The sequence below is a fragment of the Lysinibacillus sp. GW823-FHT02G10 genome (assembly GCF_058797135.1).
Genome location: NZ_JBXAJI010000010.1, coordinates 32255 through 55376 on the forward strand (window position 1 = coordinate 32255; position 23122 = coordinate 55376).

25 protein-coding genes and 1 riboswitch are annotated in these 23122 nt (G+C 36.3%); of the genes, 8 read left to right on the top strand and 17 right to left on the bottom strand.

The window, feature by feature from the left end:
• Positions 1-58: 58 nt before the first annotated feature.
• The 3 genes from AC1RFD_RS20270 to AC1RFD_RS20280 all read right to left on the bottom strand — a co-directional run bounded on the left by AC1RFD_RS20270 (position 59) and on the right by AC1RFD_RS20280 (position 4357).
• Positions 59-1351: a globin-coupled sensor protein gene (locus AC1RFD_RS20270; RefSeq protein WP_048394980.1), complete on the bottom strand. Its 1293-nt coding sequence runs from the start codon at positions 1349-1351 to the stop codon at positions 59-61.
• Positions 1352-1981: 630 nt separating this feature from the next.
• A complete protein-coding gene (locus tag AC1RFD_RS20275) occupies positions 1982-3268 on the bottom strand; it encodes a tetratricopeptide repeat protein (RefSeq protein WP_054548864.1) in 1287 nt (428 codons plus the stop codon).
• A gap of 72 nt (positions 3269-3340) precedes the next feature.
• Positions 3341-4357 (bottom strand): YdcF family protein, encoded by a 1017-nt coding sequence (locus AC1RFD_RS20280; RefSeq protein WP_054548865.1) that lies wholly within the window; start codon positions 4355-4357, stop codon positions 3341-3343.
• A gap of 184 nt (positions 4358-4541) precedes the next feature.
• On the opposite strand from AC1RFD_RS20280, the gene AC1RFD_RS20285 reads away from it, so the two are divergent.
• Both AC1RFD_RS20285 and AC1RFD_RS20290 read left to right on the top strand, forming a co-directional pair.
• Positions 4542-5003: a hypothetical protein gene (locus AC1RFD_RS20285; protein WP_048394976.1), complete on the top strand. Its 462-nt coding sequence runs from the start codon at positions 4542-4544 to the stop codon at positions 5001-5003.
• Positions 4991-5278 (top strand): DUF2653 family protein, encoded by a 288-nt coding sequence (locus tag AC1RFD_RS20290; RefSeq protein ID WP_054548866.1) that lies wholly within the window; start codon positions 4991-4993, stop codon positions 5276-5278. The genes AC1RFD_RS20285 and AC1RFD_RS20290 overlap by 13 nt, the downstream gene beginning before the upstream one ends.
• Before the next feature lie 49 nt (positions 5279-5327).
• Here AC1RFD_RS20290 and AC1RFD_RS20295 read toward each other — a convergent pair whose 3' ends face one another.
• The 4 genes from AC1RFD_RS20295 to AC1RFD_RS20310 form a co-directional block, all read right to left on the bottom strand.
• Positions 5328-5696: an ion channel gene (locus tag AC1RFD_RS20295; RefSeq protein ID WP_492475228.1), complete on the bottom strand. Its 369-nt coding sequence runs from the start codon at positions 5694-5696 to the stop codon at positions 5328-5330.
• Between the two features lie 88 nt (positions 5697-5784).
• Positions 5785-7410 carry an S-layer homology domain-containing protein gene (locus tag AC1RFD_RS20300; protein WP_054548867.1) on the bottom strand — a complete coding sequence of 542 codons (1626 nt, stop codon included), beginning with the start codon at positions 7408-7410 and terminating at the stop codon, positions 5785-5787.
• A gap of 109 nt (positions 7411-7519) precedes the next feature.
• The gene (locus AC1RFD_RS20305) at positions 7520-8686 is read right to left on the bottom strand and encodes an endonuclease Q family protein (RefSeq protein WP_054548868.1); all 1167 of its coding nucleotides are present in this window, start codon (positions 8684-8686) and stop codon (positions 7520-7522) included.
• 72 nt (positions 8687-8758) lie between these two features.
• Positions 8759-8929, bottom strand: a complete 171-nt coding sequence (locus AC1RFD_RS20310; RefSeq protein ID WP_175400775.1) for a hypothetical protein — start codon at positions 8927-8929, stop codon at positions 8759-8761.
• Between the two features lie 182 nt (positions 8930-9111).
• On the opposite strand from AC1RFD_RS20310, the gene AC1RFD_RS20315 reads away from it, so the two are divergent.
• From AC1RFD_RS20315 to AC1RFD_RS20325, 3 genes are all read left to right on the top strand, one after another.
• Positions 9112-9690: a TetR/AcrR family transcriptional regulator gene (locus AC1RFD_RS20315; protein ID WP_054548869.1), complete on the top strand. Its 579-nt coding sequence runs from the start codon at positions 9112-9114 to the stop codon at positions 9688-9690.
• A gap of 74 nt (positions 9691-9764) precedes the next feature.
• Positions 9765-10118, top strand: coding sequence for a DMT family transporter (locus AC1RFD_RS20320; protein ID WP_054548870.1), 354 nt, complete (start codon positions 9765-9767; stop codon positions 10116-10118).
• Positions 10118-10432: a DMT family transporter gene (locus tag AC1RFD_RS20325; RefSeq protein WP_054548871.1), complete on the top strand. Its 315-nt coding sequence runs from the start codon at positions 10118-10120 to the stop codon at positions 10430-10432. The genes AC1RFD_RS20320 and AC1RFD_RS20325 overlap by 1 nt, the downstream gene beginning before the upstream one ends.
• Positions 10433-10521: 89 nt before the next feature.
• On the opposite strand, the gene dapF is transcribed toward AC1RFD_RS20325, so the two are convergent.
• From dapF to AC1RFD_RS20340, 3 genes are read right to left on the bottom strand one after another with little or no spacing between them, the layout of a single operon-like run.
• Positions 10522-11379 (bottom strand): diaminopimelate epimerase, encoded by an 858-nt coding sequence (gene dapF / locus AC1RFD_RS20330; RefSeq protein WP_054548872.1) that lies wholly within the window; start codon positions 11377-11379, stop codon positions 10522-10524.
• A 52-nt stretch (positions 11380-11431) separates the two neighbouring features.
• On the bottom strand, positions 11432-12223 hold the full coding sequence (locus AC1RFD_RS20335; protein ID WP_054548873.1) for a heme ABC transporter ATP-binding protein: 792 nt from the start codon (positions 12221-12223) through the stop codon (positions 11432-11434).
• Between the two features lie 5 nt (positions 12224-12228).
• Positions 12229-13275, bottom strand: a complete 1047-nt coding sequence (locus AC1RFD_RS20340; protein WP_048394957.1) for a FecCD family ABC transporter permease — start codon at positions 13273-13275, stop codon at positions 12229-12231.
• Positions 13276-13421: 146 nt separating this feature from the next.
• A riboswitch (cobalamin riboswitch) is annotated at positions 13422-13608 on the bottom strand.
• A 153-nt stretch (positions 13609-13761) separates the two neighbouring features.
• Here AC1RFD_RS20340 and AC1RFD_RS20345 point away from each other — a divergent pair.
• A complete protein-coding gene (locus AC1RFD_RS20345; protein ID WP_054548874.1) occupies positions 13762-14358 on the top strand; it encodes a biotin transporter BioY in 597 nt (198 codons plus the stop codon).
• Between the two features lie 103 nt (positions 14359-14461).
• Positions 14462-15031 (top strand): YdhK family protein, encoded by a 570-nt coding sequence (locus tag AC1RFD_RS20350; RefSeq protein WP_054548875.1) that lies wholly within the window; start codon positions 14462-14464, stop codon positions 15029-15031.
• 41 nt (positions 15032-15072) lie between these two features.
• Here AC1RFD_RS20350 and AC1RFD_RS20355 read toward each other — a convergent pair whose 3' ends face one another.
• The 6 genes from AC1RFD_RS20355 to AC1RFD_RS20380 form a co-directional block, all read right to left on the bottom strand.
• Complete coding sequence (locus AC1RFD_RS20355; RefSeq protein WP_054548876.1) at positions 15073-15774, bottom strand: response regulator transcription factor; 702 nt, start codon at positions 15772-15774, stop codon at positions 15073-15075.
• Positions 15752-17146: a sensor histidine kinase gene (locus tag AC1RFD_RS20360; protein WP_175400776.1), complete on the bottom strand. Its 1395-nt coding sequence runs from the start codon at positions 17144-17146 to the stop codon at positions 15752-15754. The genes AC1RFD_RS20355 and AC1RFD_RS20360 overlap by 23 nt, the downstream gene beginning before the upstream one ends.
• A 484-nt stretch (positions 17147-17630) precedes the next feature.
• Positions 17631-18173 carry an NADPH-dependent FMN reductase gene (locus AC1RFD_RS20365; protein ID WP_048394950.1) on the bottom strand — a complete coding sequence of 181 codons (543 nt, stop codon included), beginning with the start codon at positions 18171-18173 and terminating at the stop codon, positions 17631-17633.
• 63 nt (positions 18174-18236) lie between these two features.
• Entirely contained in the window at positions 18237-18854 is a 618-nt protein-coding gene (locus AC1RFD_RS20370; RefSeq protein ID WP_004224402.1) for a nitroreductase family protein, read from the bottom strand.
• Positions 18855-18924: 70 nt separating this feature from the next.
• Positions 18925-19908, bottom strand: coding sequence for a ring-cleaving dioxygenase (locus AC1RFD_RS20375; RefSeq protein WP_054548877.1), 984 nt, complete (start codon positions 19906-19908; stop codon positions 18925-18927).
• 50 nt (positions 19909-19958) lie between these two features.
• On the bottom strand, positions 19959-20393 hold the full coding sequence (locus AC1RFD_RS20380; protein ID WP_004224400.1) for a MarR family winged helix-turn-helix transcriptional regulator: 435 nt from the start codon (positions 20391-20393) through the stop codon (positions 19959-19961).
• 152 nt (positions 20394-20545) lie between these two features.
• Between AC1RFD_RS20380 and AC1RFD_RS20385 the strand changes: the two genes are divergently transcribed.
• Complete coding sequence (locus tag AC1RFD_RS20385; protein ID WP_048394948.1) at positions 20546-22540, top strand: catalase; 1995 nt, start codon at positions 20546-20548, stop codon at positions 22538-22540.
• Between the two features lie 47 nt (positions 22541-22587).
• On the opposite strand, the gene AC1RFD_RS20390 is transcribed toward AC1RFD_RS20385, so the two are convergent.
• Positions 22588-23052, bottom strand: a complete 465-nt coding sequence (locus AC1RFD_RS20390; RefSeq protein WP_048394947.1) for a YusW family protein — start codon at positions 23050-23052, stop codon at positions 22588-22590.
• Between the last annotated feature and the right edge of the window lie 70 nt (positions 23053-23122).

Sequence of the window (23122 nt, forward strand, 5' to 3'; positions counted from 1 at the left end):
GTACTATAGTGTTTATTACGTCTAAAAATATGAAAAATAGAATGTAAATGTTAGTAGTCTATCCTTTTAAATTTTGCGCAAAGCTCGCTAATTTTTCAGCTGAATTTGTTACCTCAGTAAATGAAGTGCCTAATTCACTTAATATGCCTACAATTGCTTGTATTTTTGTTGCCATACACTCATTTTGATCTTTTGCTTCTGTCATGGCTCCCAATATACTCGTAAATTGGCCTTCAGTTTGTAACATATTTTCTTCACCTGCTGCAACTTCATCTTGAATGTTGGTCAAAGAATACTCTAATTTCTCTGTTCGTTCACCTGTCTTTTTCAATAACAAAGCCACCGCTGTAACAGATTCTTTTGTCTGAATTGATAATTTACGTACTTCATCGGCCACTACGCTAAAGCCCTTTCCCGCTTCCCCAGCACGTGCTGCTTCAATTGCAGCATTTAAAGCCAATAGATTCGTTTGATTCGCAATATTGGTCACAACACTCATAATTGTTTCCATTTCCTTAGACATACCTGATAATTGTTCAATATTTTCTTCTATATCATGAAGAGAATGACTAATATTGAGCATATTTTGTGATTGATTTTTTAAACGCTCGCGACCCTCAAGTGCTTGGTTTTCAGCCAGTGTAGACACATCGAGTGATTTTTTTGCCAAATGTTTAATTTCGTCAGATTGCTTACTTAAGCAGCAAAATGAATTATTGGTTTCCTGCGAGATAGCTGCAAGTGCTTCCGAAGAATCTACAATCTGTCGTTCAATCGCTTCTTTTTCATGAACCATTTTTTCTTTCAGTTGTTCCACAGTGTTTTCAAAAGCTTCTAAAACGAGTTGTTGCTCAAAATTACAAATTTTCGATATAGCTCTGATCGTATTAAATTGATCTTGTGGAAATTCTATATTTTTTTCGACTAAATCAATAAATGATATCGATAAATCTTGGAATGCGCAGATATACCACTGTGTTCTAAGCCCAATGTGGACATGCACCTTTGCAATTTTTACACGCCTTTGGTAATACATCTCATCAATGGTTCCGTTAAACATTTCAATAATATGTTGCCGTAATGTTACTTTAAGCTTTTCTACAGAACTATGATGACTGATAATATCTACCAAATGATGCTCTGTTCCAATCATGTTGTAAAAACGGTTTACGATGTGATCTACATTATCCATAACTATTGGCTGGAAAGCTTTTAAATATTGTAAGTCGTTCTTCGTTAAGTTCAGCATTTCAATTTGCTTCGCCATCGATTGACGAGAGGACAAATCCATTTTCACTGTGTATTGCTGTAAATCCAATACCTTCGTCTTTCTTTGTTTTTGAAAAATCACACATCTTCCCTCTTTCATTCCGTTTACTTTCATCAGGCTGAGAAACATCAAATCCCTTTTAACATATTGATGGATACACGAAAAAATACCGATAAAATCTGATTAGTCAGATTTAATGGTTACATTCGATAGCGCAATTCCGTATGACAAACTTCCTCCAAAAGTATGTCGGGTACCCATTTGCTCAATTTATCCTAAGGTCATTTGCTCTCAGCAAACAGATATAGTCCCTACATGACTAACAGTAAATTATTTACGTATGCTTCTTTTCAAAATCACTCATTTACATTAATCATTTTATAAATGACTGTCAATCTTATTAATACCATTTTTTTACACAAAATGTATAAAAAGTCCTTGTTGTTAAATAAAGCGTAATAAACTATAAAAAAGCTACCACAATATTATTGGGTAGCTTTTTTAACTATTTTTTTGTTTATTATGCTTACTTGCTTTATATTTATTCTACTTTTTTATCGATCATCTTCAAATTTCACTATACTAATATTTTTTATCCTCAATCATGATCTATCTAAATACTCGTAAAAAGCAGTATGATTTAGACTAAAATACCCATATACCCTAGCATTATAAATCATTCTAAAAGCCTATGTTTTTTTAACACTAAATTTACAATCCTTTAAGTTCCTGTAATATTTTAGCCGCTTCTTCGGATCCTGCATCTGCCGCGAGTCCATACCATTTAATAGCTTCTTTCAGATTTCTATCTAACCCTGTATCTTTATTAAAAATATGCCCCAATTGTAGCTTGGCTTCCACATCTCCTTGAAGTGCAGCCTGCTTAAACCAATGAATACCTTTTTCGAGATTGCGTATTCCTGCCAGACCATTACTCCATATATAACCTAAATCATAAAAGGCGTCTACATGATATTGCTCCGCAGCTCTTTCATACCAAAACAGACCACGATTGACATCTTTCGCTTGGCCTAAGCGCCCCTCTAAATAAATTCCACCAAGTCGATATTGTGCTTCCACATACCCTGCCTCAGCTGATTTTTTATAGGCGTTAAAAGCTTCTTTCTCATCTACCTCAACGCCTAACCCCTGCTCATAAATTATTCCTAACGTAAACATTGCCTCTGCCACATTCTTTTGTGCAGCATAATCAAACCATTTTTTTGCTAATGTATAATTCGTTGCTACGCCCTCGCCATTAAAGTACATATCTGCTAAATTATTGGCAGCATCCGCATGTCCCTGCAAAGCTGCTTTTTCATAGTATGAAAAGGCAAGGGAATAATTTTCCTCCATACCTATGCCCCCAAAGCAAAAATTCCCAAGCATATATTGAGCATCTGCATTTCCCTGGGCAGCGGCTAGCTCAAACCATTTCAATGATTTTTCAGGTTGAAAATGTTTACCCTCTCTAGAATTATAGTATTCACCCAGTTGATATTGGGCATCCCCATCCTGCTCTTCAACCGCTTCTTTATACAAATCAATAATGAGCTCATGATCTAAATCCTCTTCATCTAGAGCAGCAACTTGTTCATCTTGATGGCGAAAATACCACTCTACAATATCAAGCACATCATCTACTACTTCTAAGCTGTTTTTTAACTTTTCTAGCGAAGAAATTTGCCAAATGAGTATATAGATAGGCTGTGGAATGGCATCGCGCAAGACATCATCATATTCTGCCAACAGCGTTAATACATTCTCCTGTATCGATTGAGATTGCACTGTATGGACAATCTGTAAATGACGTTGTTGCTGTTCTTTTAATAACCCTCGTACTACTTGATACAGTATTTTCTGCAAGGCTGTTAGGTTAACTTCAGCGAATGTAAGTAATTTTATATTTTGAGCAAACCACTGATCTTGAGTTTGTGTAAGATTTTGTAGGGAAATTATTCGTTCTTTATTTCGCTTGGCTAGAATTTGCTCGTACATTATTTTCCTCCCTTGCACACTATGTAAAAAAACTGCCTTACCACTATTATATGGAAGACAGTTGAAGTTTGGTTACACATATGCTCTCAATAGTAAGCCTACGAATAGCGTAATAATTAAAAATACTGTGACATGGGTCCATTTATACATGGCTAATAAACCTATAAATTCTCGTGTGAATGCATTAGGAACATAGTAAAAAGCAGTTTTTGAACCAATCCCCTCGGCATCTAATGCTGCTTTCCTAGCATAAATACTTGCGCGAAACACATGGAAATTATTCGTAACAAAAATGGAACGATAGTTCTCTCCATGAGAATGGTGGTCCATTATTTGCTTTGAAAAGATCATATTTTGTTCTGTATTGGCTGAACAATCCTCCATAATTATCTTGTCAGTCGGAATATGATGTACTTCTATTAGGTATTGTTTCATTGCATATGCTTCTGATACCTTTTCATCATTTCCTTGACCACCAGAGACAATGATATAAGGCTTCATCTCATACTTTATATATTGCTTTACTGCTTCATCTAAACGGCTTGCTAAAAGTGGAGGTACTCTATCACCAATTAATCCTGAACCTAATGCAATAATGTAATTTGGTTTATAACGTATTGGTGTAAGAAGATACAATATTGAATAAGCAAGGACACTAGTGTATAAGAACATTGTATAACCAAAAATCAAAAACGCATAGAAGAAAAGAATATGCCAAAATACATTTTCAATTTCAATAAAAATGACGAATACATACCATAACATCATAATAACAAAACTTAGCCCTAATATGGCTAACATTAAGTTACGGAATTTGCGTCCTTCCTTTTCCAATAATACTTTACTATTGAAAAACATGGCTATTGATAAAATAAACATAATACTTGGAAAGCTTCCTAATATAATGAATATCCCCATTTCAGAAATAATCCCCTGATCATTTGGTAGCAATAAAGGATAATGAATAATAAACGCTCTGACAATATATATCCCTATCACGCCAAGGGCTACAACGTTGAGAAAGCGCCTTTTTTCTGTTAGGTACAAAATGATAAAAATGGTAAGGAAGATTGATAAAGTTAGTAGCATTTTTTCACTCCTTCCTATTGCATAATTTCTACAATCATTACATCTGCCACTATTTGTCCATATTTTTTGATATAGCTTAATTTTTGAAAGCGTTTGTTTTATTTTTTAATATAGTTCATGTAATATTACTATATAAGAACTAGTTTATGATTAAATTAAAAATTATATTGGAGGAATGTATGTAATGAAAAAAATTCTTGCCGCTCTTTTTGCAGCGACACTGATATTTTCGACTGTTGGTGCAACATTATTTATTTCTGATACACCAACGGCAGAAGCTAAATCCTATAAATCGGGTAAAAAGGGCTTCTCTAACAATAATAATAGCTCGAATATCCAAAAATCGGATACTACTAAAGATCAAAACAATGCAACAACAAATAAAAACAACTCAACATCTACTAATAAAGCAGATACTACTAAAAAAGGTGGTTTTTTCTCAGGTGGTCTGATGAAAGGATTAATGCTTGGCGGACTTGCTGGATTATTATTCGGTAGTCTATTTAGTGGTATGGGTATACTGGGGAATATTTTAGGTTTACTTATTAATGTGGCAGCAATTGTTGTTATTGTGATGCTTGTTGTGAAGATAATAAATATGTTTAAAGATAAAAAGCGCAAAGAGGAAGCACAATGGCACAAATAATCAACGAACAAGATATTATTAATGCTATTTGTTTATCTCAAGCCTACTATCAAAACATTCGCCCTGAGGATGTTCTTGTTGAATTAACTTACGAGGATGATGTAGGTTTTGGTGCAGAGGTCGAAGTCAACGGTCAAATCGAGGTGCTTAATACAGCAGCCATGATTGGTGCCTTACGTGTTTGGATCAAGGATGTTCTACACGGTGATCCATTCTCGACAGGGATTGAATTAGTTTTAGATGACGAAGAAGGCATTATTGCCAAACTATCATAAAAAAATAGCAGTACAATGAATCGTCCAAAAAATTCATTGTACTGCTATTTTACTTTTTCAAACGTTTTTTAACCTCTTCTTTTTCTTCTTCATTCAGAGAAAAATCTACGATAGAGCGTCCCAGCATTAATAACATGATAAACATTACTCCTGTACCAACAATTAAATAAATCATTGTAAATACTTTAGAATAAGTCGTTGTTGGATATAGTCCTGTTTCGACTCCAGTTGGAATTAAGCTCACTACAGCAAAATACATGGCATCCAACCAGTACCATCCTTCTGTCCCCTTGTAGAATAGAGTTCCTGATAGAATGATTAAAAATAGTGTAGTAAATAATGATAGGAACTGTGGACGTTTAAAGGACCTCCACAGTCCTTTTCCTAATCTTTTAGCAGATAATATAAATGACAGCATCCCATTCTCCTTTATTTAGATAGACTATACTTCGTTTTTTACGAAAACATCAAAAGGTAGAGGAGACAATCCCCCTACCTTTTAATGATTATTGAATGAGTAGCTGACTAAGATTGGTAAATATTTTAGCTGCTTGACCTCTTGTTGTGACAGCCTCAGGTGAAAATTTCCCTCCATCCCCTGTCACGATTCCTAATTCATACAGCATTGTGATTGCACGTTTGGTTTCTGCATTATATGAAGCGACATCTACAAATGGCACATTGCCTTTTGCAATATACGGCTGATTAGATTGCTGTTCATAAGCGCGATGAATCATTAAAGCTAATTGAGCGCGTGTCACAGGGTGTCCAGGCTTAAATTTCCCATCTGTTCCTTTAATAAGACCATGTACATATGCTGCCGCAATTTCTGCCTGTGTTGCTGCATCATAATTTTCGATATCAGTAAATGGTGCTTTTTCTTCTGTAGTTAAGCCAAGGCTTCTTACAAGAATAGCTGCAGCTTGGGCACGTGTTACACTACTCTCAGGTCTAAATGTCCCATCAGTATAGCCGTTCATTATACCTATATTTGCAGCTGTTTGAATATAATCTTTTGCCCAATGATTCTGTGTATCTGTAAAGCTAACTGTTCCTTTCGTAGTGAAAGTTACTGTAGGATTTTGAACACTTTCATTACCAGCAGCATCAATTGCTTTGATAGATACATTGTAGGTTGTATTTTCTATTAAATCTTTGAGCGTAATTGTAGTAGTGTCAGCATTTAATGTTGAAGTTAATTTTCCATTCACATAGACAAGGTAATTTGCTACGCCTACATTATCTGTCGCTTCTTGCCAGCTAACCTTAACAGTTGTACGATCTTTTACCTCTAATCCAATAGCCTGCGTGACATCCCATAAAGAGCTTGTTTTAATGATTGGTAAAAATGCTTCATTTGCTACTGCTAAATAACCAGCTTCACTTAAATGAATATTTTCAGGGTTTGGTAGATAGTTGGCAACATCCTTTGCAACAACATCATATGTAGGAACAAAAATAGCGCCCGCTTTTTCAGTAGTTGTTTTAATTGTTGCATTCAATGTAGCTAATAACAAATTAAATTGTTTTTGTAAGTTCTCACTATAGTATGGGAAGGAATTATAATAGCCCATTACATATACTTCAGCTTGTGGATTAATCTTTTTGATTTCAGATAGAATAGTAGCAATGTTCGATACAGCTTCTTTAGTAGCTTTTATGATAGCCACAGTGTCAATTCCCGTTGCTTGAGATTCTTTTAATATTGGCAATAGATCATTTGCCCCAGCTGTTAATGTGATGATTTCAGCTTCTTTAATAGAAGCCCGTAACTTTGCCTGTTCGTCTGTATAGCCAAAACCAGTCACTGTTTTTGCAACATCATTTTGTAGATCAGCTAAAACATTTTTAGTTGTGTAGCCTGACATAGCAAAGCCCTTATTAAAGGAAGTAAGGAAGCCGTCTTGCTGTAATGCCTGTGCAATAAAATCGGTATAGCCTAATCCAATTACACCTACTTCATTCATCCCATGTGCTAATGAATCACCAAGTGCCACATAATCGGTTTGTACAACCCAACTTGGTGCTATATGGTCACCCTGTCCTTCTTCTGCACTAGCTGCTACAGGTATAGCTAATTGCAAAGCCAATACACTTGAAGCTAAAAAACGAAATTTCTTTGATAATCGCATTTACTCTCTCCTCTACTTATAAAATAGTCGTTATTTTCACTATTTTACTAGAGGAACGATAAAAATAGGTTAAATTACAACAATCTTTTTGAAACATTTCATTTTTTATCTAATTAACCTGTATCTTTCCATAAATCCCACCACCACCAACTTCAATGGCTAATTGGCCCTTTCTCGCTAAATCGATTAAATGGGCTAGTTTATGTGGCACAATTTGTTCAAGCTGGTCGATTGTTACACGATGCAAAATATTCATTTCTGTACCAAATGCTTCGATTAAACGTTCCATCATTTTAGGACCAATACCTGGAATGAAATCAAGTGGTATCTGATGAATATAAGGTGGTCTATTTCGTTTATTGGGAAAGTCTTCAGATAGCTCCTGTATACGGGTAGCTACTCCCTTTATAATTTGAGTACTCCCACATTTTGTACAAATGGTAGCCTCTTTACTTAGCTGTTGACTACATTTTGCACAAACTGTTTGATGATATTTGCCAAGCAAAGGGTTTAGGCCATAATTGGCTATTACCGCTCGTCCCTCTTGCTCATGCAGGGCCATTTTTAATTCTGTAAAATTCGCTTCTGCTAATCGTAACTTTTGATACTCTCGTGCTAATTTCCCAAGCGAATGTGCATCAGAATTGCTAACGAATGTATATGCTTGTAATTCTTTAATATGACTTACCATATTTGTATCAGAGCTTAAACCTAATTCAATACCATCAATAAGCTGCGGATCAAAGACTTCAGTTAAACTTCGACGAACCCCTTTGCCAAACAAGCTTTTAAATGGTGTAAATACATGTGCAGGAATAAAAATACCTCCCAATTCATGTACCTTTTGCTGCAAGGTCTGACCATCACAATAAATACGCTGTGAACTTAAATGGATATTCTTCATATGTTGTGACATCCATTCTGAGAACAGCTTCATGAGCTCTAGTGTAGGAAAGTAAGCAAGCACATGAATAGGACCCTGACAATGTTGATCATAAATTTCGATCTCTGATCCGGGAATTAAAGTTGTTTCCTGAAATCGCAGACCACCTTCTTTAAGTTCTTGCAGTTCTCCGTGTTCAATCATCCTCACCATTTCTTCGATTACTTCAGGTGAGTGACAGTCAATGATCCCAATGATGTCTAATCCCTTTCTTGCACTAGCCGTCTCTAAAATTCGTGCTAATGTTAACGTTTTACTGCCAGTAATTTTCACTGCCCTTCCACTAGAAGTACGTCCAATATGAATATGTAAATCAGCATAGAATTCATTCAATTCAAACACTCCTTTAAATACATTCTATAAAACGAAAATACCTTACATTACTGCAAGGCATTTCTCACTTCATTATGATGGATGATTTGTAGTAGTGCTATTATTTGACTCAAAAGCGCCGGAACCGTGTGATGGTGTGGAGGAAGCATCATAGGCAACTAATGTTACACCAATCTTTTCTTCAAGCTCATTAATTTTTTCTAGTTGCTGCGGGTCTAATTGTGCAAACTTAATTTCTTTCATGGTCATCAATCCTTTCAATTATACAATTCCCCGAAATATAGAAAATATACTCCTTCGCATAATTGTGGAATTACGAACGAACATTGGATAATAAAAAATGACTGATAATCAGTCATTTTTATTGACATTATTTTTCTTATTCTATAACATAATAATTAAGTAAGGCAAAAGTGAGGGATTGCATGTCAAAAGAAGAAAAAATTATTCAAGCTGCCATTGAGGTTTTTCGAGAAAAAGGTATAGAAAAAACAAAAGTTTCAGATATCGTTAAAGCTGCTGGGATCGCTCAAGGAACATTTTATCTTTATTTCCCATCACGCCTTTCTGTTATGCCTGCTATTGCAAAAAATATGGTAGAAAGAATTATTGCTACCTTAGATGAAGGTATTTCAAGTCATAAGCCCTTTGAACAGCAACTTGAAGAGGTTGTGGAAATGGTTTTCTTAATCACGAAAGATTATGGAGATATCGTTGCACTTATTTATGCAGGTATTGCGCAAACTGAGCATTTAAAAGAATGGGAAAATATATATGCACCCTATTATGACTGGATGAGTCATTTCTTATTATCTGGCCAGCAACAGGGAATGATACGTGATTCAATTGACCCAACACGTTCTGCTAAACTGATGATTGGTCTAATTGAATCTGCTGCTGAACAAATTTATTTATTTGATGATAGCAAGGACGAAACAATGAAATTGCTCAAGATTGAGCTTATAGACTTCCTATCTCACGCACTTGGCCTACGTCACCCATAAAAGTGACGTTCTCTTTTACCCTGAAAATGACTGAATGTCAGTCATTATATTACCTAATAGAAAGGATTTTATTGATGAAAAAAGAATGGATGTACGTCGTTTTAACAAGTTTATTTGAATTGCTTTGGGTATTTGGCTTTAACGTAGCAAGCTCATGGTGGCATTGGATAATTATTGTGACAATCATTGCTATAGATTTTCATTTCTTATCGAAGGCTTGTGAGAGCTTACCTACTGGTACAGTCTACGCTATTTTCGCCGGAGCAGGTGCAATCGGTACCACATTAATGGATATTTTCATTTTCGAAGGAGAATTTAATGCCATTAAAGGACTGTTCATGATTATTTTATTATTAGGTGTGATTGGTCTAAAATTAGCGGATAATTCCTCTAAAGAGCAGGTGCAAACGAAAGGAGAGAATGTATAATGGGTTGGGTACTTATTATCTTAGCTGCATTGTCTGAAATTATAGGTGTGGTTGGCTTACGCTTCTATAGTCAGCATAAAACATTACGAAATCTAATGTTATATATTGGTGGTTTTGGTGTGTCTTTTGCCCTTTTATATGCATCCTTCAACTATTTGCAGTTAAGTATTGCCTATGTTGTTTGGGTAGGAATTGGTACTGTTGGAGCTGTACTCGTAAATATCATTTTCTTTGGCGAATCCAAAAATCTATCACGTATTATCAGTATCATAGCAATTATCATAGGTGTAGCAGGCTTAAAAGCAGTATCTTAATGGCTTTACAATATAGGACGTCACCCTTAAATCGGAGGCGTCCTGTATTCATTTATTTAAAATGGCATGACGAAGAAGGATGGGAGTAATTAAGATAAAAATTCATAAATACCTTCCGCAATAAATTCTGCAGGACCACGCATCCAGATATGGTCATTGTCAGCCCATCGAATGACTAAGTCACCGCCACTAAGTTGGACTACTATCTCTTCTCCCTTCTGACAAAAACCATTTAATATAGCAGCCACTACCGCTGCACAAGCACCTGTCCCACATGCCTCTGTTATACCCGAACCTCGTTCCCAAACGCAGCATTTTAATGCCTTCTCATGAACAACCTCTACAAACTCAACATTGCAGCGATAAGGAAATCTCATATCGTTTGCTATAATACCGCCTAATGTTCCTAATGGTACTTGCTCGATCGCATTCACAAAAACTACAGTATTCGGATTGCCCAAAAACAAAGCTGTTACCAAAAGAGATTGTTGGGGTAAAGGAAATATCTCATTGATGACAAGCTCATTTGGGTTTCCTAACATCGGAATGTCTTTGCGCAATAAGAGAGGTTTGCCCATATCGACAATCACTTCTATTACACGATTGTCTTGCACCACTACCTGTGCCAGCATAATCCCGGATTTCGTTTCAATCGTAATTAGCTCTTGTCGTACAATATGACGTTCAAAAATATACTTAGCAACACAGCGAAGACCGTTACCACAATTTGTCCCCTCAGATCCATCTTTATTAAATACACGCATACCACAGTCAGCAATTTTAGAGGGTTGGATAATAATCAATCCATCTGAGCCAATACCAGTATGGACATTGGCCATTTTTTGAGCCAATTCACAAAAGATATCTTCCTTGTAATCATGTTGGAAAAGATCAAGATAGATATAGCTGTTGCCAATACCATGCATTTTCGTAAAGGCTATTTGCATACAGTCACTCCTTAAAGGATGTTTTATGTATCTAATAGAAGATGAAACTTTTCTATATTTGGCTAAACCCCTTAGTGAACTGTTCAGGAACATATGTAAGATACGGCTTCCCTGTCATTGGATGTATTTGAATATCCGCAAAAACACCAAATACATCTTGCAGCACTGTTGGCGTAAGTACTTCCTCTGGTGTACCATGACAAACTATTCGCCCTTGCTGTAAAACGTAAATTTGATCGCAATACATAGCAGCAATATTCAAATCATGTAAAGCTGCTACTACGGTTAAATGCAAAGTCTGAATTAAATCCATAAGTTGAAGTTGATGTTGAATATCTAAATGATTCGTCGGCTCATCTAATATTAATATCTGTGCTTGTTGAGCGAGTGCCCTTGCAACCATGACACGTTTTTTCTCGCCACCAGAAAGCGAACTAAAGTCTCGTTTCTCTAAATGCGATATGCCCGTTTGTCTAAGAGCCTCTTTAACAATTTGAAAATCTTTCTCTTGATCAAGCTCTAACAGCTTTTTATGTGGGGTTCTTCCCATACTGACTAAATCATGCACAGTGAAATCAAATAATACGGGTGTCTCTTGGCTTACAACAGCCAAATTTTTCGCAATTGCTTTACTTGATTGCTTTAATATATCTTGCTCATTTAATACTACCGATCCACTTTCAGGTTTTAGGAGACGATACATATTTTTTAACAATGTTGATTTTCCGCTCCCATTAGGACCAATTAATCCAACAAATTGCTTTTCTTTTATTTGAATGCTTACATCATGCAGTATACGCTGATCGTAAATGGAGAATGATACTTGTTTCGCTTCTAATGTCATGGAAGTTAATCTCCTTCACCGAAAGAATAGTTGTTACGACGGAGAAGCCAAATGAAAAATGGTCCTCCACAAAAAGCTGTAATAATACCAATTGGCATTTCCTGAGGAGCAATAATAATTCGAGCAAAGGCATCTGCCCACACTAAGAATATTCCACCTATTAAAGCACTGATAGGTATTACGTATTTATAGTTTGAGCCCACAATTAAACGCACAATATGGGGAATAATCAAACCCACAAATCCTATAGAACCACTAACTGCGACAAGCACACCTGTTAATAGAGATACTAGTAGTATTAACTGAATGCGGAATTGCTGAAGATTAACGCCTAATGTCACTGCCGCCTCTTCTCCTAGTAATAATAAATTTAAATTGCGATAGTGTAGCCACAGTAGCCCAAATACAATAAAAAATACGAAAGCTGGAATCACAATATTATTCCATTTGGCTCCAGCTAAACTACCTAGCATCCAAAACATAACAGCCTTTAAGGCCCCTTCTTGCTTTGACATCATTAAAATAAAGTTAGAGATAGCCGTTAAGATAAAGGACACAGCCATGCCTGCCAATAGCAAGCGGAAAATAGAGACACGTCCCCCAACACGTGATAAGAAAAAGACAAGTGCAATGGCAAGTAATGAACCAAGGAATGCGGATACTGAAAGAGCGTAAATACCTAAAAATGAAAAGGCTCCTAAAATAATCACAGAAGTAGCTCCGACAGCTGCCCCTGAAGAAATCCCTAGAATATACGGGTCTGCAATAGAATTACGTACTAGTGCCTGAATGGCTGCCCCTGCAATAGCTAACCCCGCTCCTACTATCGCAGCTAGCAAAACACGAGGTGCTCTTATTTGCCAGATGATGATTTCCTGAGAGCGACTCCAATCTTGCTCGATCGAATTTTGTATAAAAGGAATTTTAGAAAGAATAACTTTCCATACATATAACGGTGTAACTGAAACTGAGCCAACCATTACAGCAAAGGTCATTGAAACAATTAATACCATGAAAAGTACGAAGGAAAATAACATAAATTTTTTATTCATCTGTTTTAAACTCCTACTGAATATTGATGAATGAAGCAATAAAAAAAGGTATCCCATGCGAAAATGCGCATAGAAATACCCAAGATTAAACAAAGTCAGAAAAATATCCAGCTATTGTCCGTAATTGCTTGCATCCTCGTGGGCATTACAGGTATTACTAAATGGCAGGTCTCCTGGCTTCGATTCACTATCCTATAATTGCCTTCCCATTCTTAAACAGTGGCAAATCATATTATAGGATTCCTCGTTACAGTTGCGGGACAGCGTCGGACTTCCACCGACTTCCCTTTTAAGTGACATTCAAAATGTCACACCAATAGTATTTGAAGTTATAAAATTGTGACGGTTCTATCATACATTTTTATAGATAGATAGTCTACTTCAATTTAATTCAGCAATTGAGTTAACTTATATAAATAATAAGGTTGACACAAATACATTCGTTTTTTACACTAGCAGTAATAACTTATAAAACGAGGTGAAATCATGGCAACTGTTACACAACATAGTCACCATAAGTTAAGAACTGTTGACATTACCTACATTGGATTATTTACAACGTTAATGATGGTGGGTGCTAATATCACTTCCTTTGCACCTTTTATGGTAGTTGGTGGTGTACCCATTACGCTTCAAACCTTCTTTGCAATTTTAGCAGGGCTTATTCTTGGTAGTAGAAAAGGTGCGCTTGCCTGCACAATTTATATGTGCGTAGGATTGGCAGGAGCTCCTGTCTTTGCTCGTTTCGGGGGTGGAATTGGCCAAATTTTAAGCCCTACCTTTGGGTTTATTATTACTTTTATATTTGCGGCATTTGTTGCGGGGTTAATCGTAGAACGAAGCGGAACAAAGAAAAGTTTTATCGTAGCTGCTTTGGTAGCAACGGCTATAAATTATTTGATAGGAACAAATTGGATGTTTTTTGCCTATAAGCTATGGGCAAGTGCGCCAGAGAATTTTTCATATAAGCTCGCTTGGCTTTGGATGATTCCTCCACTACCAAAAGATATTATTTTAGCTATTTTTGCTGGTATCTTCGCCCATAGATTACAAAAAACATTGAAGATCATGCCTAATCAATAGCATATCTCCCCGCCAGACTAAAGAAATGTTTTTCATAGGTTATATCCATCGTTTCTGCACATTTATTTGCTACATTAGGAGCACATAGTGAGGAGGATATCATATGAAATTCAATAAAAGATGGTCAGTCGGACTATTATCAGTAGTCGCTCTAATTAGTTTATCGGCTTGTACAGAGGATCAAACAAATCCTGCGTCCACTTCTAATGAAGCTGCTGAAGAAATGGATCATTCTACAATGAACCATTCAAGTTCTGGCGAAGTACCAGTAACGTTAAAAAAAGCTGAAAATCCGAAATTTCCTATAGGAAGCACAGCCATTATTACAGATGGACATATGGAAGGTATGAAAGGGGCCGAAGCAACAATAGTAGGTGCCTATACTACAACTGCCTATGTTATTTCCTATGAGCCTACAACTGGTGGAAAGCGAATAGAAAAGCATAAGTGGGTAATTCATGAAGAATTAATTGACCCACAAGAAGCACCACTGGCTCCTGGAACAGAAGTAAAAACGGACGCAACACATATGGAAGGTATGGAAAATGCGACTGTCCTTATTGACGAGGCTGTGCAAACAACTGTATATATGGTTGATTATACTTCCACTACAAGTGGTGAAGCTGTAACAAATCATAAATGGGTAACAGAAGAAGAGCTTAGTCCAAAATAATAGAAATAACCTCTACCTTCAATTCTGGTAGAGGTTAATTTCTAGCTTTTATGTTCCATTTGCTTTCTCTTTGCAGACTTATGCCATTTATAGCCGATGCCCCAAACGGTTTGCAAGTAATCATCCGCCGGAAAACCACTTTTTCTTAATTTTTCTCGTAAATTACGTACATGTGAATCAATGGTACGATCTTCAATCGTTACATCATATCCCCAAACGGCATGTATAAGGTGTTCTCTAGAAAATGCTCTATTTTGATAATCTAAAAATAGGGCGAGCATGGCAAATTCCTTTGGTGTTAATGGAATTGCCTTATGCTGAAAATATACTTCAAAGGACTCTCTATCTAAACAAAGCCCTTCAAAGTTAATCACTTTTTCTTCAGATATCGTTCTTCTTAATACAGCATGTATGCGTGCTAACAATTCTTCCTCATCAAAAGGCTTTAAAACGTAGTCATCAGCACCAAGATTTAAACCTTTTACAATATCAGCGTGTTCTCCTTTTGCAGTAAGCATAATGATAGGAACATCCCAAAACTTCCTAATTTCCTGGCAAACCTGCCACCCATCCATCTCTGGCATCATTATATCCAAAAGAACTAAATCCACATGCTCTTCTTCTAAAAAATCCAATGCCTCTTGTATAGAAGACATTGCTCTACAATTAAATAGTGGTTCCAAATAAAGGGTTAATAAATCTAACATTCTTGGTTCATCATCAATGCATAAAATCGTTTTCATTCATTTCTACTCCTTTAAATGATAATTCAAAAGTAGTCCCTTTATTTATTTCACTTCTAACCTTTATTTCTCCCCCATGTGCTTGTACTAGCTCCTTGACAATAGCAAGCCCAAGTCCAGATCCACCTAAAGCACGACTACGTGATTTTTCCACTCGATAAAACCGATCAAAAATATACGGTAAATCCTTCTTTGGAATTCCTTTCCCTGTGTCTTCAACGATGATGCTTAAAATTCCACTGTCTTGTTTTACAGTGACTGTAGTCATATCTCCTGGTGCACAATAGATTAATGCATTATTTAATAGATTAATCAGAATTTGCTCAAGTCTTGCTTCATCTGCACATAGTGTTAAGCCATTATCACAACGTACAACTAAATAGATACCTTTATCTTGAAAAGCGGGACTTAATTTTTCTTCAATGCTTGTAAAAAACGGCTCTAAATGTAAGCAATGTTTTTCAATTACAAATGAGTTTTCATCCATTTTCGCTAAATCAAATAAATCTTTGATTAATCTAGAAAGTCTATTTGTTTCTTCTATTATAATAGCTAAATACTTTTGACGATCTTGCCCTGTTAAATCCCGTTTAGCAAGAATGTCTGTATAGCCTTTAATAAAAGTTAGCGGTGTACGAAGCTCATGTGCAATACTCGATAAAAACTCCTTACGCTCTTGCCTTAGATGATTTAAATCATTGGATAAAAGCTGGATAGCATTTGATAAATCCCCAAGCTCATCTTTTCCATTCGTAGAAAGAGCAACTGTAAAATCACCCTTACTCATTTTCAATGTAGCCTCTTTCATTTGAATAAGTGGCTTAGCCAGCTTACGAGATAGAACAACAATGACTGCAATACTGACTAGACCAGATACAATACCCACGATGAGAAAATGCTTATTCAGCCGTTTCATTAATGCATGGATGGAATCGGTATTTTGAAACATAAATACATAGCCAATCGTTCCTTGCTGATTTTGAATAGGGCTTATAGTCGCAATTGCTTTAACTTCTTGCCAATTGTCTTGTAAAACCCTTCCTTCATAAGGTATTTCCCCCTCTATTTCACGAATCAGATCACTGATTTCTTGATGTGGCTGTGAGGATGCAAGGATTGTCCCGAAATGGTCAGTCACCACGACATCTGTACTTGCTTCTGATTCCATAAGAACGACATGTGCTAGTGTTTCATTATTGAAGTTCTGTTCTAATATAGTACGATGTGAATTTCCTCTCGCTTGTAAACGCTCTAGTTCCTCTTCCACTCTAGAATTCGTCAGGGAAACATGCAAAAAAAACATCATAAAGGTTTCAATACAAAACAATGTGATGAAGAAGATAATGCCCAGCTTTAATGATAATTTTCTCATCCGTAACCACCATTTTAGAATTTCTTAAAAGTATATCTTGAAAGTGTGAAGATTTCATGCAGAAGTAGCATCTTTCCAAACAAAAAATGCCCATAAGTATATTGTATACCTATGGGTCATAGTATTGAACATTCATTAGAATTTGTATGAAAAAGGCTTGCCGTTTCACAAGAATTACCATCTTAGCAAAGATTTTATGGGTAACTAATCACTTCTCCAAGTGCCTATCCTTTCTCTAATGGGCTATTTTATCCGCTACTGCTAATATGAAAAATAATCTCTTGATGTATGGTTGATGGGAGAGGAGCTAGCGTCACAGAGTAGACCCTAGAGCGAACGGAATTGAGGGAAGCGGCATCGGACGCTAGCGGAACCGAAATCAACCATTCGCCTTAACAAAAGAGCTTTTTTTGCTAGTGACATCCTCTTTTTTTTCAACAATATAACCCATAAGTATATTGTATACTTATGGGTTATATTTTAATTAAACGTATTTTTTTGCCCAACTTAAGAAATTATCAATAACTACGTCAAGGAATTTCACTGTACCTTCATCAGTTAAATTGCCTTCTTCATCAAATTTAGTGTGAACAGCACCAATATAAACGTCATTACCGCTAAGTAATGGTGAGTTAATGCCTGGAGAGAATAAAATATCACGTAAATGTAATTGTGCTTTTACAGTACCTAAGTTCCCCATTGATGCACCCATAATGATAGATGGTTTGCCAATCATTACTTTATCTACACGAGATAGCCAATCAATAGCATTTACCATAACCCCAGGAACTGTACCATTATATTCAGGTGTAACCCAAAGTACAGCGTCTGCAGCTTTTACTTTTGCTTTAAAATCAAGAACTGCTTGTGGAGCCTCATTTTCAATATCTTGATTATACATTGGTAGGTCCTTTAAGCTTAATACTTCAAGATCTAACTTTTCTGTATAACGTTTTTGAATAAATTGAGCTAATTGCATATTATAAGATTCTTTACGGATACTACCTACGATTGCTACTACTTTCATGATGTTTCCTCCTAAATGTACATTATTCATAGTATTTGTATAGCTATTGTATTTTATACCATCTCAATAATAAATGGCAAATTCTTCAACTGGCTTGCGATACCCACGTAATCGACGACTGCTTTCTTTTTCTTTCCCAATAGTAATCATTAAGGCTATTTCATGTGTTTCTGGCACATTGAAAAGCTCACGCATTTTCTGATTATCAAAGCCAATCATTGGGCAAGTGTCCCAACCACGATTTTTCGCAGCTAGCATGAATAACATTGCAGACAGAGAAGCATTACGAATGGCTTCATCTTTCATGAATCCTTCACCGCGATCCTCATAAAATCTTGTATTCTCTGCTACAATATCCTCTAGTTCACCCGCTGTAATTATGCCTAAATCCACCATGCCCTGACTTAACTCAGCAGTATTTTTATATGCTTCCTTGTCACCTAGTACAAGAATTACACCTGAAGCTGAATGTACTTTATATTGACCATATGCTGCCTCTCTCACCTTTTCTTTCATATCCTCATCCAGCACAACAATATAATTAGCATGCTGTAAGTTAAATGCTGAAGGGGCAAGCTTAACATCCTCCAAAATAGGGCGTATATCTTCTTCAGTCATTTTAACGTCCTTGATAAAATTATTAGCAGAGCGACGCTTATCAATCAGCTTGGAAAATTCCATTTTTTTATCCCCCAATACAGTTATGTATACATCCAGTGGGGCTTTGCTTTCCCAACTGGATGAAATTGTGTTACTCATATTCTTTATCGAACATAATGGAACTTCTTACAGTGTCAATCGGACGAACAAGACTTTCAATCTGTTCACGTTTTGGTTCTAAAAATGGTGGTAATGACAGTTTTTCTCCTAATGTTTCATATGGCTCATCGCCCATAAATCCTGGACCATCTGTAGCCAATTCAAATAAAATCTGCGGAGCTACTCGTGCATACAATGATTCAAAGAAATGACGATTTACATAGCCAGAAGTGTGGAAACCAAAACTTTCGAAACGTGCAGTCCATTCATCTAATACCGAACGATCCTCTACACGAAAGGCAGCATGGTGAACAGTACCAAAACCTTGACGAGCAACGGGTAACACTGTGTTGTGCTCGACAATAATCTGGGCGCCATTTCCTCCCTCACCTACTTCAAATAAATGGAAGTCCTCTTCTTCTGCAATCTCTGTAAAGAGCATTACCTTTTCTAAAACATCCTTAAAGTATTTAAAATTAGCGACACGGACAAAAACTGGTCCTAAACCTGTAATGGCATACTCAAGTGGGATGGGGCCATTCTGCCAAGGCGTACCTGCCGCCACACCTGTATTGTGCTCATCAGAAATTAACTGATAGTGCTGATCATCAAAATCTACGAAAGATAGTGTTTTCTTACCAAACTGTTCTTTCATACCTGTATGCTTCACATTTAAACGGTCAAAGCGCTTTATCCAATAATCTAAAGCAGCATCCGTTGGTACACGGAAAGAAGTCTTTGAAATTTCATTTGTACCATGTACACCTTTTGGGATATTAGGGAAATCAAAGAACGTCATATCTGTACCCGCACTACCCTTATCATCTGCAAAGAATAAATGGTATGTTTGAATGTCATCCTGATTCACTGTTTTCTTTATTAAGCGCATTCCTAAAACATAGGTAAAGAATTTATAATTTTCTTCAGCACTACTTGTGATAGCAGTTACATGGTGTACACCTTTTAAATGATTCATAGTATGCTCCTCCTATATATCTCGATATCGAGATATATATTTAAATTTTTTTATTGGTTAGTGGCGTTCTTGCCAACTTTTTTAAGTGATAAAATCATGTTGTCCAGCTCCTGGGCTTCCAATACTTCAAATATCTCATTTATTTTCTGTTCATGCTTAGGGAATATTTCCTCCATCAAAACCTGTCCCTCAAGCGTTAGTAATACGTACGTAACACGACGATCTCTTGGACATGCCTTACGGTACACATAGCCCTTTTGCTCGAGCTTATCGATCACATAAGTAATACTACTGCTTGCAATTAATATTTTTTTACCAATCATTTGAACTGGTTGTTCACCATGGTGATACAAAAATTCAAGAACCGAAAATTCAGTTTGATTTAAATCGAATTGAAGTAAATCTCTTCTAGTTGCATCTTGAATCGTTTGATATGCTCGGAACAAGACCGTAAATGCTTTTAAGTTACGATTGTTTTGCTTCATACGACTCCCTCTTTTTACTTCGAATTTAATTATCTCTAATTCGAGATAATAATAACATATACATTTTTAAACAGCAAACAATTTGTTTCTTTATGTTTGCCATCTTTTCGTTCGGGTAGAAGGTAGTTGTAACTTATAAAGGAGGATTCTAAATGAAAAAAGATGTCAATCAAAAACAACAACAGCTAGAAGCATTCCGAGTAAGTGATAAAGATCAACCTCTCACAACCAATCAAGGATTAAAAATATCGGAAGATGAACATTCACTAAAAGCAGGTGAGCGAGGACCCACTTTACTAGAGGATTTTCATTTCCGTGAAAAAATGACTCACTTTGACCATGAACGAATTCCTGAACGAGTAGTACACGCACGTGGCTCAGCCGCTCATGGAATTTTTGAAACATATGAATGCGCAAGTGATATTACAAAGGCTCAATTTTTAAATGGAAAAGGCACTAAAACCCCTGTTTTTGTCCGCTTCTCTACCGTTGCCGGGTCTAAAGGCTCTGCAGATACTGTTCGTGATGCACGCGGCTTTGCTACTAAGTTTTATACACAAGAGGGCAATTATGATTTAGTTGGAAATAACATACCAGTATTTTTTATTCAAGATGCTATTAAATTCCCCGATTTTGTACACGCTGTAAAGCCCGAACCAAATAACGAAATACCACAAGCACAAAGTGCCCATGATACTTTTTGGGATTTCATTGCAAATAATCAGGAGTCTGCTCATATGGTTATGTGGCATATGTCAGATAGATCGATTCCACGAAGCTATCGAATGATGGAGGGCTTCGGAGTTAATACTTATCGCTTTATTAATGCCGAAGGAAAAGCCCACTTTGTTAAATTTCATTGGAAACCCGTACTTGGGGTAAAATCATTAGTATGGGATGAAGCACAAATCATTGCTGGAAAAGATCCCGATTTTCACCGCAGAGATTTATGGGAATCCATTGAACGTGGGTATTTCCCAGAGTGGGAGCTTGGTGTGCAACTTATTCCCGTTGAAGATGAATTCAAATTTAGCTTCGATATTCTTGATGCCACGAAAATATGGCCTGAAGAAGAAATTCCAGTACGCATTCTTGGGAAAATGACCTTGAATAAAAATGTGGATAATTTTTTTGCAGAAACGGAACAAGCCGCATTCCATGTCGGGCATGTTGTGCCTGGCATTGATTTTTCAAACGATCCTTTATTACAAGGTCGTTTATTCTCCTACACCGATACACAGTTAATACGACTGGGAGGACCTAATTTCCATGAGCTTCCTATTAATAAACCAATTTGTCCATTTCATAATAACCAACGAGATGGCTATGGCCGACAAACCATTAATGTGGGACAAGTTAGCTACCATAAAAATTCCTTAGCCAATAATACACCACATCCTGTTTCTGAAGCAGATGGTGGATATAAGCATTATGAAGAAAAAGTTGAAGGGCATAAAGTACGTGCACGTAGTGAGAGCTTCAAAGACCATTTTTCTCAAGCAAGATTATTCTGGCTTAGTATGACAGATATTGAGAAAAAGCATATTATCGATGCCTTTAGCTTTGAACTTGGCAAAGTAAAAAATAAAGCGATTCGAAAACAAGTTGTAGACATGTATGCTCATGTCAGTTACTCACTTGCTTCAGCTATCGCTGAACGTATTGGTATAGTTCCACCTGTAGAAGTGGAAGTACCACATATTCAACAAACTTCTCCTGCTGTTAGCCAAGTAATCAATGCAAAGGAAAGTGTCAAATCTAATAAAGTAGCTGTAATTGTTACAGAAAATAGTAGTGAAAAATTAAATGAACTTATTGCTACATTTTTAAGTGAAGATATCGTAGTTGAACTAGTAAGTAATAAACAAGGCATAGTAAGCGGCTATGAAATTCACGAAACATTTGCTACTACCTCCTCAGTTCTTTATGATGGGGTTTATGTTACAGGAGCCTTTCAGAATTCCTATGAACAAGCAAAAGCAGAACAGTTTATTGAACAAGCCTATCAGCACTGTAAAACAATAGGTTATACGGAAAATGTTTTATTTTTACAGCATATAGCCAATAAACATGGGGTTGCAACCGATCCAAAATCTTTTGTTCATGCCCTTGCTAAACATCGACATTGGGTACGAGAATGTAAATGAATGTAAAGCCAGCTAACTGATTAAATCAGCTAGCTGGCTTGTTTTTATTATTTAATTCGTTTAAATTCCTTTTCATTGCCGTCTACAAATTCGACATCCACTTCAATGGATTGATAGTTATCTTCAATATTGAATACTTTGATTACTTGATCAATCACTTCATCATTAGATGTTGTAGAATCAAAATTCAACTGCTTAAATAACGGCTCTAATTTAGTATAAGCTTCATCGCCCTGCAGTTTTTCATTTTTTCGATCATCTTCTAATTTTGCTTCTATTCCTGTTTTTTTATCCTCATATTCTACCTCATAAGACTCCGTTGCAGAGTAATCAACATCTAAAGAAAACTCTAAAAAATTAAATGTCACTTGGTCAGTTGGCGTCTCACCCGTCTGTTGAGTAGCATTCTGATCTGCTGGAGCATTTGCAGGCACATCTTTTACCTCATCCTTATTACAGCCGTAAAGAATAACAGTCATTAAAGAAATCACTAAAATAAATTTCAATTTCAATTTATTCACTCCTTTCTTTACATATTATTTCCCCATTCTTCTACAAACTAACCTAAAAAGGGCATCTCCT